We start from the raw sequence: 15,670 nt of genomic DNA on the forward strand, positions 1-15,670 counted from the left end.
TATACAAAGCTGTTTTTCTAATGGCGGTCATTAGAAAAAGCTTCTTGTCATTTTCTAATGACCGATTTGGGTTAAAACGACGGGTGCTATAATATCGGCTGTGGCGAGCATCGGAATTTCAATTCCATAAAGGTACGATTAAAACTGGTGTCCTCGTGATCCTCCCTGGTGGCTGCCATATTTCAATTCCATAAAGGTACGATTAAAACTCATGCAGATACCATGCGAGCCATGCTTCATCGAGATTTCAATTCCATAAAGGTACGATTAAAACTGCCTTGCGTCCTTCGGCTGCGTTCTCGGTCATTGATTTCAATTCCATAAAGGTACGATTAAAACTACGAGAGTTTTGCCAGCCCATCCACGCTTGTTCATTTCAATTCCATAAAGGTACGATTAAAACGTGACTACCTTGCGATTTGCACCGAATATGAAATATTTCAATTCCATAAAGGTACGATTAAAACTTGCAACTTCTTCCGCCTTCAAGAAGTCGAGGACATTTCAATTCCATAAAGGTACGATTAAAACTTCCTCCAGGACAGGATGGTAGCCGGGGACTTCCATTTCAATTCCATAAAGGTACGATTAAAACGAGGGTTTGCAGCTCGTAGAGACCGCCGAGGGCGATTTCAATTCCATAAAGGTACGATTAAAACATAACAACAGAATCAATCTTTGTTGTTGTGCAAATATTTCAATTCCATAAAGGTACGATTAAAACAAACTCAAAACTCAAAATTCCCTTATCTCCCACTATTTCAATTCCATAAAGGTACGATTAAAACTTGCCGCACAAAAACGGATACAACCTTAGAGCCTTATTTCAATTCCATAAAGGTACGATTAAAACTTGGTCAGACTGGTTTTTTACATTTTTCAATCCTTATTTCAATTCCATAAAGGTACGATTAAAACCCCGCCAAGCGCAGTAAGCGCCCTTTCATTTCCCAATTTCAATTCCATAAAGGTACGATTAAAACAAATATTAGAAAATTATGGCAAACAATTATAGAATGAATTTCAATTCCATAAAGGTACGATTAAAACCCCTATCCTCCTATTCTTTTGTGCCATCGTCCTTATTTCAATTCCATAAAGGTACGATTAAAACCGCAAAGCATCTTTATTTGAGCATCCGATTATTTATTTCAATTCCATAAAGGTACGATTAAAACAAGAAGGCTGAAGATGGTGATTATTACGTTGTCGCATTTCAATTCCATAAAGGTACGATTAAAACCAAGACAGATATTAAAGGCTATTGCAAACTTGATGAATTTCAATTCCATAAAGGTACGATTAAAACCAACTATGTTACAAGCAATGATTATTGGCAACCTATTTCAATTCCATAAAGGTACGATTAAAACGGCGACAGAATACACGTCACATCCTGCCATACGTAATTTCAATTCCATAAAGGTACGATTAAAACACATTGTCAGTAGAGAACGACATAAGAGTACCATATTTCAATTCCATAAAGGTACGATTAAAACTTTCGATGCCTTTTACACTGAACTCTGTCGTTATCATTTCAATTCCATAAAGGTACGATTAAAACCAGGTAGCAGCATTCTTTTGAGTGTGAAGACGCAGATTTCAATTCCATAAAGGTACGATTAAAACTTGAAGGCAGAAGCCTGTGGAGCAACGATAAACGTATTTCAATTCCATAAAGGTACGATTAAAACTTAATATAAAGCTGCCAAATCACTCCAATTCTTATTTCAATTCCATAAAGGTACGATTAAAACTCAACTTACACAAGACTCTGCTATGTTAGATAAACTATTTCAATTCCATAAAGGTACGATTAAAACAGGTTGCAACTATCCAAAGCGGTCGTATTAAGGCTATTTCAATTCCATAAAGGTACGATTAAAACCTCCAGATGATTTTCGCCTTAGTGCTCTTCTTGCCTCATTTCAATTCCATAAAGGTACGATTAAAACATATGTCGTTTGATAATAATACGACATTTTCTTTATTTCAATTCCATAAAGGTACGATTAAAACATGAAATCACTGATAAGCGTTGTCTTATTGATAACAAATTTCAATTCCATAAAGGTACGATTAAAACGTTTAGGCTACGTTCCTCTTTCTGATTCTTCCAGATTTCAATTCCATAAAGGTACGATTAAAACTAGCACCAATATTAGATATTTCGTTCAGAAGTACATTTCAATTCCATAAAGGTACGATTAAAACTTATGCCAAATCCTCTTGTTGTTCCTGCTGCCATATTTCAATTCCATAAAGGTACGATTAAAACTGTAATAGATGTTACAACTGATTGTGACGATGATTATTTCAATTCCATAAAGGTACGATTAAAACGGATAAAAACATCACGTTGACGAGGGATGATTTGTATTTCAATTCCATAAAGGTACGATTAAAACAAAGATTATGGCAAAAGAAAGATTTGATTTGACATATTTCAATTCCATAAAGGTACGATTAAAACAATACGACAAGTCGAACATCCTGCCATACTTGCGAATTTCAATTCCATAAAGGTACGATTAAAACTATGTGTTCCCGCCGATGGAGTCGAACCACCATAATTTCAATTCCATAAAGGTACGATTAAAACCCACGGTCTCCGGCTCGCTTGCTTGCCACTGCTGGGATTTCAATTCCATAAAGGTACGATTAAAACGGCGAACGCTACTGTATTCCTCGGATCTTTTCGTATTTCAATTCCATAAAGGTACGATTAAAACGTCGAAAAGGGTAAGAAATACCATTTTTCCGTGAATTTCAATTCCATAAAGGTACGATTAAAACCCATTCGTGAGCCATGCAGCCCGCGCCGTTCTTCTATTTCAATTCCATAAAGGTACGATTAAAACTGTTGTAGCCGATGAACTGCCAGCCGGTGCAGCGGAATTTCAATTCCATAAAGGTACGATTAAAACATTACAGCGATAACGAGCAATATATATGTATGTGATTTCAATTCCATAAAGGTACGATTAAAACCAGTTATGCCCGTTATATATACGTCCCTATTGAGATTTCAATTCCATAAAGGTACGATTAAAACACGGGCGAGGGTGCGCCCATCGTCCCGCCCTGAAGATTTCAATTCCATAAAGGTACGATTAAAACTCTACACCGTCGGCGCTCTCGTTGTGTCTCCGTCATTTCAATTCCATAAAGGTACGATTAAAACTCAAATCCATATTCTTTTTGCTGGTACATCAATTATTTCAATTCCATAAAGGTACGATTAAAACAACAAAGACAGTGCTATTGGTAAACGTCTAAGCGATATTTCAATTCCATAAAGGTACGATTAAAACAGCTTTTCGAGCATGGCAGAATCTTGGGTAAGTTGAATTTCAATTCCATAAAGGTACGATTAAAACTGCTTATGCTGGTACCGGTACAGGCTTTTCAACCTCATTTCAATTCCATAAAGGTACGATTAAAACACGGGTGAGTATCCGCATTAATCGCCATTTAGCTTGAATTTCAATTCCATAAAGGTACGATTAAAACAGCCAAATCCTTGCAGATATATTTACAAGCATATTATTTCAATTCCATAAAGGTACGATTAAAACCAGAAAGGGTAGGAACCGAAGTACTTGAAGATTCATTTCAATTCCATAAAGGTACGATTAAAACTCGTGCAGACTGTTTTTGATGTTCGTGTTTCCAATATTTCAATTCCATAAAGGTACGATTAAAACGCATCTGGATGGAATACAAGTAATGTTACCATGAATTTCAATTCCATAAAGGTACGATTAAAACCATTGTCTTCCTTAAACGCCACCTGAGCATTGCCGTATTTCAATTCCATAAAGGTACGATTAAAACTGCGCCGTGGCTGGGGTGCTGACTTCGATTTAACTATTTCAATTCCATAAAGGTACGATTAAAACATGCTCCTGCAATCTTGTTGAGTACGTCAATATTCAATTTCAATTCCATAAAGGTACGATTAAAACCTACTTTTCGCATGATGTTTAAGGCTCCATTCTGGTATTTCAATTCCATAAAGGTACGATTAAAACACCGACGAGGTGCGTAGTTACTTTCCCGAAGTGTTATTTCAATTCCATAAAGGTACGATTAAAACTTCCGTAATATTCCGCAGATGACGGATGACGACAATTTCAATTCCATAAAGGTACGATTAAAACTACCTTGATAAACCGGGCGCACCCTGCTTACAATCATTTCAATTCCATAAAGGTACGATTAAAACCTTGGCTCCCATGTAGAGCGACTGCTGCTGAAACTATTTCAATTCCATAAAGGTACGATTAAAACGAGGACTTCGCCGCCGTGCTGGCAGCCGACCGCCATTTCAATTCCATAAAGGTACGATTAAAACATTACAAGACTAAAACCAAACCTTATAAATACTTTATTTCAATTCCATAAAGGTACGATTAAAACTCCTGTAGACTTTAATCCTGCCGACGCGTTAGGAAATTTCAATTCCATAAAGGTACGATTAAAACTGAGCCACTTGCTCACCTTCCTCACACTATGCTCTTATTTCAATTCCATAAAGGTACGATTAAAACAGCCGCCTACCTGTAAGGTGTCGCCTACAAGATTAATTTCAATTCCATAAAGGTACGATTAAAACGACAAATATCTCTGTTTATCTATGACGGCACGGATATTTCAATTCCATAAAGGTACGATTAAAACCATACAGCCGGGCGAGTAGTGCGGCGGTGTGTTCGTATTTCAATTCCATAAAGGTACGATTAAAACAGAAAATTAAATTCGTGATATTCGTGTTATCCGTATTTCAATTCCATAAAGGTACGATTAAAACGCAAAACGGGTCACGCGCTCCACCTCTTCGTCGTTATTTCAATTCCATAAAGGTACGATTAAAACAATTATGAAATTTGCAACAGTTAAAACAATATTGAATTTCAATTCCATAAAGGTACGATTAAAACTTCCAGGAATATCGCACCCTGTCATGGACAACGAATTTCAATTCCATAAAGGTACGATTAAAACCCCTCGGCGGGTGCCTCGTCGTTGGCTGTGTCGTTATTTCAATTCCATAAAGGTACGATTAAAACCACGGGCGGCGATGGTGGCACGGCGTGCAGCTCTCATTTCAATTCCATAAAGGTACGATTAAAACAGTCTCCTCGCCCCAATACCAATACTTATGAGTTGATTTCAATTCCATAAAGGTACGATTAAAACGGATGCCGAGAGCGTGGAAGAGCAGCGCAAGGCAATTTCAATTCCATAAAGGTACGATTAAAACTCCACCTCTTCGGCGTTCTGCTGCTTAGGCTGCTCTATTTCAATTCCATAAAGGTACGATTAAAACAAAACGGCTGCTATACTGGTGTATGAGCACAAAGAATTTCAATTCCATAAAGGTACGATTAAAACTTCACTGCGTAGGCTTTCACGCTTGCGTCAATCTTTGATTTCAATTCCATAAAGGTACGATTAAAACGCGCAAGGACATTTTTTCCTACGCACCCTATTGCATTTCAATTCCATAAAGGTACGATTAAAACGAACTGGCAAGCATTTCCGTAGATGCCTCGCGTTAATTTCAATTCCATAAAGGTACGATTAAAACTTGTATTGGCGGCAAGATAAAGAAATTAATTACTGTAATTTCAATTCCATAAAGGTACGATTAAAACACCGGACTTCGCCGAACCTGACCTCACACTCGACTAATTTCAATTCCATAAAGGTACGATTAAAACGCTGATAAGTTTCGTCGTTATCAAACAAACGGCTATTTCAATTCCATAAAGGTACGATTAAAACTAACAAAGCGAAGCCGGACAAAATCCGCGGTTTGCATATTTCAATTCCATAAAGGTACGATTAAAACAGTCGTATGACTGAAGAGGCGAGTTGCCATCGTCGGATTTCAATTCCATAAAGGTACGATTAAAACTGGACGTGGTATAACGACATGGATAAACTCATTAATTTCAATTCCATAAAGGTACGATTAAAACGCAGTTGAACAGCCGCACAGGTGGAACGGCACAAATTTCAATTCCATAAAGGTACGATTAAAACCTGTATTCGGGCGTGGGCGTTGACGACAACCGAAATTTCAATTCCATAAAGGTACGATTAAAACAATAAGCAGTTCGGTCAGTATATGTCGCATTTGCTTAATTTCAATTCCATAAAGGTACGATTAAAACTGGCATCCGTTCCTTATCGACCATACCGACAACACATTTCAATTCCATAAAGGTACGATTAAAACCCGTTGGGCGGTTGTGCTGTCGGTTTCCGTTGGTTATTTCAATTCCATAAAGGTACGATTAAAACACAAAGTAGCCGCCAACTCCCACCTACTCTTTCACATTTCAATTCCATAAAGGTACGATTAAAACACAACTTCACTTTCGACAGCAAGACCGCAGAATGGATTTCAATTCCATAAAGGTACGATTAAAACTTTCGAGAATCGAGACGAACTGTACAAGGCAAAATAATTTCAATTCCATAAAGGTACGATTAAAACCTTCACCAATGCGCCAAGGTTTGCGCAATTCTTCATTTCAATTCCATAAAGGTACGATTAAAACACAATGACTATGACAATAAGCAACATTCTTGAGCATATTTCAATTCCATAAAGGTACGATTAAAACTAACTTAGCCAACTGCACTATCCGACACTTCCGCAATTTCAATTCCATAAAGGTACGATTAAAACATGCCAGGCTTGCATTTAGGGCATCCACCTCGTTTATTTCAATTCCATAAAGGTACGATTAAAACAGATAATGCAAATCCGCTACTCCATCGGGACATGGATTTCAATTCCATAAAGGTACGATTAAAACTTCCATCGTGCGTCGTTGAACATATCGCAATGCTATTTCAATTCCATAAAGGTACGATTAAAACTCCAAAGGGTAGGCGGTGTTTTGTTATGTCCCGTATTTCAATTCCATAAAGGTACGATTAAAACCCATTGTTTGGGGATATGTAATATCCTTATTATCAATAGCATTTGCGAATGCAAAGTTAATAAATCTTATTGGAAAAATGTCGATGGGTGATTATATATTTTTATGCGTTCTGCGACAACCATTATATTTATTGGTATTACAACAAGTCAAAGATCTAAATGATGCTTCGAAAAGAGTGGTTTGTCGTTTGAAACAACCACATCGACAACTTTTTGTTACAAGAAATTGTCTGTTGACATCCTCACTTTTCCAAGTATTTGTTTGTCCATATTATAACCAATTTTGTTTGTAAAAATGATTATGCTGTCCTCAGACTGGTCGATAATTCCTTTTATTTTCAGTTTCAGTTCCCTGAGTTTTGCTTCAGACAGTTCGCCTTCAAATACGGAGTTTTGTATCCAACATAGATATTGACGGCATAGTTTCAGCATTTTACCGACACGTTTTTCGCCTACATCATAAACAACGATAACGTACATATCACCAATACATTTTAAAAGGTTTGTATTCTTCTATTCCTAAGATATCTTTCAGTAGCTTGTAGCATTCCAACTTTATTAGATGCTTATAGCTGACATTGCGTCCCAATGAACGGTGACGGAATGTTTCGTCATACCGTTCCTCCATAGCTTTTACGAATATCTTTTTGCCTTTCTCGTTTAAAAGACATTTGTTGAGTTTCTTGTCAAAGTGGCTACCATTTAAGGCATGTTTGTTTAGCACCTTGAAGACAACTCTGTCTACGATAATGGGCTTGAATATCTCTGATATGTCAAGGCACAACGAATAGCGTCGTTCACCGGGAGTGTGAAGAAAACTAATCGTAGGATTGAGTTGCGTCTGATGAACAGCTCGGAGAGTTTCAGTATAACACATCATATTGCCGAAAGAAATTAGGGCGTTCACTTCGTTTTCTGGCGGTTGCTTGGTTCTTGCTCCCATATTGAAATCATCGAGTATAATATCGAAAGCGGCATAGTATGCCTGGCGGATATTTCCTTCTATTCCCATAATTTCATCCACGGCCTTTGCATCAGCTAAAGCACCACTCAATCTCTTGATGGTATCGATAACGCCTTGTAAGTCTTTTCCTCTACGATTATAGTAGTTGAGGTTCATGACCATGTTCCATGCAGCTCCTTGGATGAACTTTCGGGCCAGTTCCACTCTCTTTTTCTTATTCTGGTATGCTGAAGTTTGTGCCAGCAAAGCCTTGCCTGACAATAGACTTTCGCGTGGCATAAAGCTTCCCGTATAGTTCTCGTAATAATCAAAGAAATGGACGGGTACGCCTTTCTGTCCCAGGAAGTTAAACAAAGCGCTATTGGCTCTAAGACTGCCAAACGCATACAGTTCTGCCACATCCTCAATAGGAATGTATCGAGGCTGTTGCTTGATCTCCGTATTGTCTTCGTTCACTACCACGGGCGTAAACTTCAAGGTGTTGTCCCTGCGTTCCATAATGCCTGGGTTGAACAGATAGAAACTTCTTTTCATTCTTCTTCCTCCATCTCGTTAATATAACAAAAATCAAAGTAGCTGCAATTCTTGCAGATGCCTTTCTTAGCAATTGGTGGACATGTCTCTTGAGAGATTATCTTTGTGATGTCTTCCGCAATAGTCTGAATTTCTTCTCTGTCAATTTCCGTCAGTATTACTTCTTTTGTCTTTCTCAAAAGAGGATATTCCAAGATGCCCTTCACACCATCAATACCATGCTGTTCGAAAACATACATGTAATATTTCAGTTGCCATTCATGAGCTTTATCCACCTTATTAGATTTCTTTATCTCATGGATGACCTTGTTCTTGGTATCATAGTAGTCAACCTTGATACCATCAATCTCCACTTCCTCATACTTTGATGTACGTTGCGGATAACTTGATTCATGCACCAGCTTTCCTTCATAGACCAAGTCTGATTCTTGTTCCATGTTGATGCTATTGGCAAACAGCCATAGTTTGCGATGACAAAGCTGGTAATAGTTGAAATGAGTACCTGTTATGACCATAGAGAAAAACCAATAGGAGGCTCCAGGTAAAAACCAGGAGCCTCATCATTTACACTAAATCTGATTCTCGTAATCAAACGCCATCATTCTATCAACCAACTCCTGCTTAGCCTTAGCCAAAGCATCTGCGCTTTCGGTCTCTGTCACGACATAACTTGCACATGGAAGAGTTACAAATGTCTTGGCACCAGCATTTTCGTCAACGATAGGCTTTGCCTTTGGTTTAGATTCTCCATCCTCAACAAGTTTGGCACGAATAGCTGCAGCTAAAGTATTAGCATTATCACTAATAGCAATGGCTAAAGTCTCCATCAAACTGAATGTTCTTGCCTGATTGGATGTGATATGCCAATCAATCAGAGCATCGGCTATAGCTGGAATAATCTGCTCACGCTGCTCTTTCGGCATCAACGAGCATTCACCAAAAGAAGTAGTGATTACCTTCCATCCATCTTCTTTCAACTTCTCTACCATATCTGATGTAATCTCTGGTTCCAACTGATTAGTTGAAACACAGAACAAACGTCGCAAATCAATAGCTACATCATATACAAATAGACCAGTAGCACGACTATTGTCTGGAATCCATTTGCGATACAAACTTCTATCGTTACCCTCTAGAAAGTCACTAACCTGTTCATCTGTCAAACGATTTCCGTTTGCATCGCGCACAACAACTTTATGCACGTTAGGCTTATCTGAACGATCGAATGAAATATTCTCCTTAGAAACTGCAGCCAAAAGTGGATGCAAAGGGGTCATCGCAGAAATACTAAATGGACTTCTACGCTTTACAGCTTTCTCTTTTCCACCCTTTGGAGTTCTCATCCAGCCACCTAAAAGCTGGTCAACATAATGTGGATCACAAGACGAAAGGACCTCACCTTCTTTAAGCGCACCTTTCTTATCTACATCAAAAAAGAACTCGGTAGGAGAAGGTTGAACACCTAAAACATCGTTAAGTTGCTCCAGGATAGAACGCTTAACCTGTTGACCACTAGCAAATGGAACTCTTACGTTGAACTGTGGGTCATAATAAGATTTCTGACCATCTTCTACACAGAATACTGTGAACGCAGCATGCTTGAAACCTCGCAAATAAATAAAAGAATTCTCTTTCATAATCTTGTATTTTTAATTGTTATTATAATGTCTTATACTGGAAACGCAAAAGTGTTAAGAAGTATGGTACATTATCTGTTGGCATACCATGAATCTCCTTCACGATTCCTTTAAACTCATCTATCTTACCAATGAATGAAACAACCTCTGCAGCAGCTGCTATGAACTGTTTCTTATTAGTTGCATTGAGCATTGTCTCAACCAAATTTTTACGTTTGGTACTGATAGAATTATCTTTATCACTAGAGGCTTCGTTCAACAACTCAGCCAACTCTTGGGATTTCTCCCATAATTCATCATTATTCAACATAGCTAATATCCAAATTTTATATACGTTAAAATTAATTTGTTCGTCTTCATTTTTAGGAGTTTTCGGCTGTTTCGGCACTTTATCTCCTTTTGAATATACATAATCTCTAAGCCCTTTAGGCTCCATGGCTTTAATACCTACAGCTCCATAAGTACAAGCCGTTTTAAATCCAATTGCAGTTCCCCATAAAGACTCTGCATTTTTACCATTGCTCATCCCAAATATCTTTTCATAAAGATGAATTGGACGGCGTATTTGGTTCAAATTAAATGGTATAAAACCAATGGTAGTATTTGTCTGTCCTATGCTATAGATGTAGCCCAAAATTTGAGCATTTCTATATTTTTTAGAAATACCAATGAGAATCTTTGTCCATGTTTGGGTATCAATATTGATGATTCCATCCTTATTCGTATTGTAAGGACTATATCCCGCCAAAGGCATATCTGCATCATATTCTCTTGGATCATAATAATGGGACAGCCATTGACCATTCCAAGTATTAATCTGATTTCCTTTCAGCATGGTTGTCTCATTAAGACTCGTACGATAGAGCTTCCAACCTTCAAAAATATCAAGTAATATCTCTTTGTTGCTAAAAAGAATCGAAAAACCTCCCTGAACACCAATACCAAGAGCATCTCCAATCCACGATGCATAGATTTCTTCCTGAGAATTAGGCAACTTCAAATCTGTTACTTGACCAGATGTTGTCGCGGCAACATCTAAAGAAGCATAACCTCGTGCAATGCTAGCATCAGCTTCACTTTCTTCGATTTTCTTAATCAATTTTTCGAAGCGGATCTTTCTCTGTTCAGGAGTTTCAAAAGGCTTTTTCCCCTTTATCATATCATCCCAACTTAACTTTGGGTTTTCCAAAGGCGAATTGCCTGCAGTCATCATATACTTGTTTTGATCAAAAAACAAGGGATAGAATTGCTCCAAGAAGAAAGTTCTGGCATCATAGCTGGTGCCGTATTCTTCATTGTAAGCATCCAGGAATATCTTTCCAATATTTGATGTTATCATATTTTATAGTATTTCAAACGATTGATAATATTCTATTTTACACAAATCGGGTAACAGTCCCTTTTCTTCATCATATCCTTTGTTCGGAATGACAAAAGGATGCGACCCCTTATTGAGCTGATCAAGATTTCTATGTGCAATGGAATGATAGCTTACAGGTATTTCCATTTCTATTCTTTCCAATCCATTGGCACATAAGTATCTGTCTTTATCTTCTTCTGTAATACAAACAGCAGAATTGATGTCAAGCGTTTCCAGTAACGCTGATTTCGGATGATGACAAAGTGCCTTTAACACCCATTTTCCTTCCAAGAACGCCACTCCAGTAAAGTCTATATTCTGAAAGTCAATCTTTGGATATACCTTATCTATCATTTCCTGAACATGACATTCCTCCATGATGTCACCACTGTCTGGCAGGACCCTGAAAGTATCTTTCAGAACATCCAGACTATAAGGAAGAGCTTCTTTATCATCTTCAGATGGTGCTATGACATATATCGGCTTGTAGTGTCCAATGGTATCTCTTGTACGCTTGCGATTAATTCGTCCAAAACGCTGTGTAAGAGCATCAATTGGAGCACACTCTGTAATCATTATATCAAAGCTGATATCAAGACTGACCTCTACTACTTGAGTGGAAACTACGATGCATGGAACGTTTTCTAATTGATTGAAGTCTTCACGCAACTTTGTTTCCAATTTAGCCCTGTCGCTTCGTTTGTACCTGCTATGCACAAGCATCTTCTTCACTTCTGGATATAACTCTTCAATAGACTCATATAGTTTCTGTGCTCTTTTTACTTGATTACATACTATGAGAACTTTAAAATTGCTTTCGATTGCTGAGGCTATCACATCATAAGATTCTTTTTTATCATCGAGCTTGTAGATTTGATGCCTGTTAAATGATTGAAGCGTCAGAGAATCCAACTTTACCTCATAAACTGCATCAGCTCCACCCAATAGTTGAAGTATCTTCTGATACAATACTGTCGGCATTGTTGCCGTACCAACATGTACCCTACACTCCAGCGCAACAAGAATTTCTATAATGCGTAGAACTATAGACTGCATAACATCAGAATAGGTGTGTATCTCATCGAGAATCACATCACAACCTTTTAAATCCATAGCCATAGCCTCATATCCTTTGATACCAAAAACTACAGAGGCCATCTGGTGTGGAGTAAGGACCTTCACTGATGCACCAACATGACGCTGCATGATACTTTCCTCTATCTTACCGTCTTTCACTTTCAGATTAGAGGATGCATGAAGAAGATGAACTTGAGCATTAGTATTACTCAAATCATTCTTTATTCTATCATACATAGCATTAATTGATGCTTGAAAAGGCAGTGTATAGAAAACTCTTCCACGACAACGCCTCAACAAAAAATCAGTTTTTCCAGCTCCAGTTGGAGCCGTTACCAACGTATGCATCTTCTTACTATCCGAAGAAATCAATGATAAAGGATAGAGTTCACTTTGCCTATTGTAAAAAGACAAATCAGGTTTGATGAAGAGTTTATCAAGCGGCATTTCAAATGCAGTCTCCATAGCAGAAGCCATGTGATCTGCCGCCATCAACAACCCTCTCCATTCAGAACATCCCTTTTTCCTACCATCACAATAGTCTATGACATATTCGTAATTTTCTTTTGCCTCTTCCAAAGATATCTCATGGGTTTCCATGCCAAGGCTTTCAAGAATATCAATGGCTATATGACTCCATTCCGGGAATAAGTTTGAATGTTCCTTGAAGCAATCTGATGTATCATCCAAATCTAAAATACCCAAATCACGAACATCCCTATACATAGATTTATGATGAGCTACTATCATATCTATCACAGCATCTCTATGTTCCTGACATACCAACGACAGAAAGAACAAGGAAGCTATTTCATGGCGAAAAACAGAGCCTGGCTTCTTCTTATTTGGGGAAATCAGCGATTGCTGGAACACTGGACTTACCTTTCCGATGTCATGCAATAAAGCTCCTTCTACCGCAATCTGTTCATCAAATCCTAAATGTTTAGCCATTACACGGGCGGTATCAGCAACATTCTTAAGATGCTGATACAAACAAACATGTCCATTCTGCTCGCTTTTAGCTAATATTTCTTGATGAATATTCATATAGTTACATCGTTTAAAGTAAAGATTGACCATTATACTCTATCCAGCCAACCATTGGCTGATTATCGTTAAAACGATTATAGCCAACCAGGAAAGACTGCTCTGAATTTCCAAAGCGCAATTCAAAACCAGGTAATTGATTGAATTGTTCTTCTTCCATCACTCTGATTTCTGATTCTGGCAAGAGTATATCTTCATTTCTGCATACACATACATGTTGCTTCGATGCAATAATAGCATCTTCCTCGCTTTCAAAAGCAATACATAAAACCGGATGCAAAAGAACAGAACGCTTTAATACTGAACGATTTCTGATGAAAGTTCTGTTTTTATACTCCCAACCTCTTGGCTGTATCACTTCCTGTTGAGAATCCAGGGAATCATACTTCAATTTATGCCTCAAAATTTTATGGATTCCTGGAACGTCCAAAAGTTCAGGAAACAGTTTTTTCTCTATGCCTTCTATTATTGAAGGTGTAAGAAACTGCTGACTGAATGTTTCTCCATCACGAACAGCGGTCCATGGTTTAATGAAACCAAACTGCCCTTTATATGTTACGACATACATAATCAAATTCTTTAATAATTAGTAAATTGCTCCAAATCCGATACCCGTGCAGTTGCCAATGCCAACATTCCATGCAAATAGTTTTGTTTCAGGTTTTGCTTTTATTATTACTGGGCAAAGGTTTGCTTTGTTGCCAATACCACGATAGTGTATTAATTTAAGTCTCTTTCTATTATATGAAGTGTCGAACTTTATATCTAAAGTCTCGTCTTCTTCCAATCCTGCTTCTCTCATCTTAGCTGTTAGAGTTTCTTTGAGAAGTGCGCTTGTCTGTTCGTCATCGTAGGTGAATTGCTTAATACTACCGTCTTCCATCTTTCTTTTAATGAAAATAGGGCTTGCGCAATAGAATAGTTCTTGGTTTTCCAATGAAGGAGTGTCGTCAATAGTAATGTTTGTAACAGACATGCCACAGAACATCTCTGAATCGTCAAGAATTCTCTTAATGACTCTTCTCATGATAACAACGTCGTAAAAGCTGAGAAACATTGTTGCACCGTTATGGAAATTCAAAGCGTTTGATACTTTTTCTCCTCCCTTCAACCATGAAAATGAATACAGTGAAATACTGTCATGAATAGAATTGTTTCCTATCCACTTATGAATAGTTCCAACCAGTTTTTGCTGATAGTCAAAAGGAACCAAGCTGGTATTCTTTGTTGTAGAAATATGAATTCTCATTGTTTGTTAATGTTTTTATTAGTATCTTTCAATCTCCTCACCATTCCCAACGGTTTCAAAGAAAGCATATAAACGCCAACACTTTTCCACCCTATACCTTCGTTATGTTCTAGTCGAACTACAAGTCGTAGTATTCATCGGAAAATAAACCATTAAGCATAGTAACTTGATTTCGTTGACAAATATAATAATAAAGAACTAACCGTAAATGTATTTACAGTATTATTTATTTACATTTAAACTTTTTTATGAATTTAGTTATCATCTACACTTACGTATTAATACGTTACACTTGTATTATATTTGCATTTTTATCGCTCAAAACTATGAGTTGAACGCACGAGGAGATCTTTAGCTCGAAATTCACGAGTTTTGAGCAATGCAATATAAGTTCCTTATATACAACATGTTACATCGCTCATGGCGAAGAGTGGCAATAAACAGAAATGTAAAAACTCTACATTTTATTGTAAAACGACTACTTTTACACTCCAACTGTACTCCATTTGCATTGCAACTGTACTCCATTTGCCTTCCAAATGTAGTCCATTTGCAATGCAAAGAAACCCTTAATTGAAGAGTAGCCGGTATTTTTCGATGCAAGAACCATCATAAACGACTTTCAAAATCTCTAGAATCAAATTTTTATTTGTAATACTTTTTTACTACGTGTACGATATTTGCATTACTATTTTAAATGCGATTTTGTTATTCTTGTACTCCACACGCAAAAAATCCTCTGGCTATATTTCTTTATCAACTAAATAGGGATTGTCGTTTAATTCTTTCAGTCGTGGACGCATAGAGGTCATCTTGGTATTTGATGCTCCGTGCAATC

The 15,670-nt window shown here is 37.5% G+C and carries 8 protein-coding genes and 1 CRISPR repeat array; all 8 genes read right to left on the reverse strand.

Annotated elements, in window-relative coordinates; all coding sequences use genetic code 11:
* Nucleotides 1–115: 115 nt before the first annotated feature.
* Nucleotides 116–6,964: direct repeats of the CRISPR family, unit length 30 nt; unit sequence ATTTCAATTCCATAAAGGTACGATTAAAAC.
* A gap of 216 nt (nt 6,965–7,180) precedes the next feature.
* The 8 genes from cas2 to cas6 are packed head-to-tail and all read right to left on the reverse strand — an operon-like array spanning nt 7,181 to nt 14,832.
* Nucleotides 7,181–7,444 (reverse strand): CRISPR-associated endonuclease Cas2, encoded by a 264-nt coding sequence (gene cas2, locus I6E38_RS11825; RefSeq protein ID WP_235394182.1) that lies wholly within the window; start codon nt 7,442–7,444, stop codon nt 7,181–7,183.
* Nucleotide 7,445: 1 nt separating this feature from the next.
* Nucleotides 7,446–8,462, reverse strand: coding sequence for a type I-B CRISPR-associated endonuclease Cas1b (cas1b, locus tag I6E38_RS11830; protein ID WP_235394183.1), 1,017 nt, complete (start codon nt 8,460–8,462; stop codon nt 7,446–7,448).
* Nucleotides 8,459–8,977: a CRISPR-associated protein Cas4 gene (gene cas4, locus I6E38_RS11835; protein ID WP_235394184.1), complete on the reverse strand. Its 519-nt coding sequence runs from the start codon at nt 8,975–8,977 to the stop codon at nt 8,459–8,461. Before cas4 ends, cas1b begins: the two co-directional genes overlap by 4 nt.
* A gap of 54 nt (nt 8,978–9,031) precedes the next feature.
* On the reverse strand, nt 9,032–10,099 hold the full coding sequence (locus I6E38_RS11840) for a CRISPR-associated protein Cas7 (RefSeq protein ID WP_235394185.1): 1,068 nt from the start codon (nt 10,097–10,099) through the stop codon (nt 9,032–9,034).
* Between the two features lie 22 nt (nt 10,100–10,121).
* Nucleotides 10,122–11,438, reverse strand: a complete 1,317-nt coding sequence (locus tag I6E38_RS11845; RefSeq protein WP_235394186.1) for a hypothetical protein — start codon at nt 11,436–11,438, stop codon at nt 10,122–10,124.
* A 3-nt stretch (nt 11,439–11,441) separates the two neighbouring features.
* Nucleotides 11,442–13,583, reverse strand: a complete 2,142-nt coding sequence (gene cas3 / locus I6E38_RS11850; RefSeq protein ID WP_235394187.1) for a CRISPR-associated helicase Cas3' — start codon at nt 13,581–13,583, stop codon at nt 11,442–11,444.
* A gap of 13 nt (nt 13,584–13,596) precedes the next feature.
* The gene (locus I6E38_RS11855) at nt 13,597–14,151 is read right to left on the reverse strand and encodes a hypothetical protein (RefSeq protein WP_235394188.1); all 555 of its coding nucleotides are present in this window, start codon (nt 14,149–14,151) and stop codon (nt 13,597–13,599) included.
* A gap of 18 nt (nt 14,152–14,169) precedes the next feature.
* Complete coding sequence (gene cas6, locus I6E38_RS11860) at nt 14,170–14,832, reverse strand: CRISPR-associated endoribonuclease Cas6 (RefSeq protein ID WP_235394189.1); 663 nt, start codon at nt 14,830–14,832, stop codon at nt 14,170–14,172.
* Between the last annotated feature and the right edge of the window lie 838 nt (nt 14,833–15,670).

It is taken from the genome of Leyella stercorea, from assembly GCF_021531355.1.
Lineage (GTDB): Bacteria > Bacteroidota > Bacteroidia > Bacteroidales > Bacteroidaceae > Prevotella.

What these genes read in the sequence shown, in the direction of transcription:
- I6E38_RS11855 (WP_235394188.1), bottom strand. Translation starts at nt 14,151, where the DNA reads ATGTATGTCGTAACATATAAAGGGCAGTTTGGTTTCATTAAACCATGG.
- I6E38_RS11845 (WP_235394186.1), bottom strand. Translation starts at nt 11,438, where the DNA reads ATGATAACATCAAATATTGGAAAGATATTCCTGGATGCTTACAATGAA.
- cas6 (WP_235394189.1), bottom strand. Translation starts at nt 14,832, where the DNA reads ATGAGAATTCATATTTCTACAACAAAGAATACCAGCTTGGTTCCTTTT.
- cas4 (WP_235394184.1), bottom strand. Translation starts at nt 8,977, where the DNA reads ATGGTCATAACAGGTACTCATTTCAACTATTACCAGCTTTGTCATCGC.
- cas1b (WP_235394183.1), bottom strand. Translation starts at nt 8,462, where the DNA reads ATGAAAAGAAGTTTCTATCTGTTCAACCCAGGCATTATGGAACGCAGG.
- cas2 (WP_235394182.1), bottom strand. Translation starts at nt 7,444, where the DNA reads ATGTACGTTATCGTTGTTTATGATGTAGGCGAAAAACGTGTCGGTAAA.
- cas3 (WP_235394187.1), bottom strand. Translation starts at nt 13,583, where the DNA reads ATGAATATTCATCAAGAAATATTAGCTAAAAGCGAGCAGAATGGACAT.
- I6E38_RS11840 (WP_235394185.1), bottom strand. Translation starts at nt 10,099, where the DNA reads ATGAAAGAGAATTCTTTTATTTATTTGCGAGGTTTCAAGCATGCTGCG.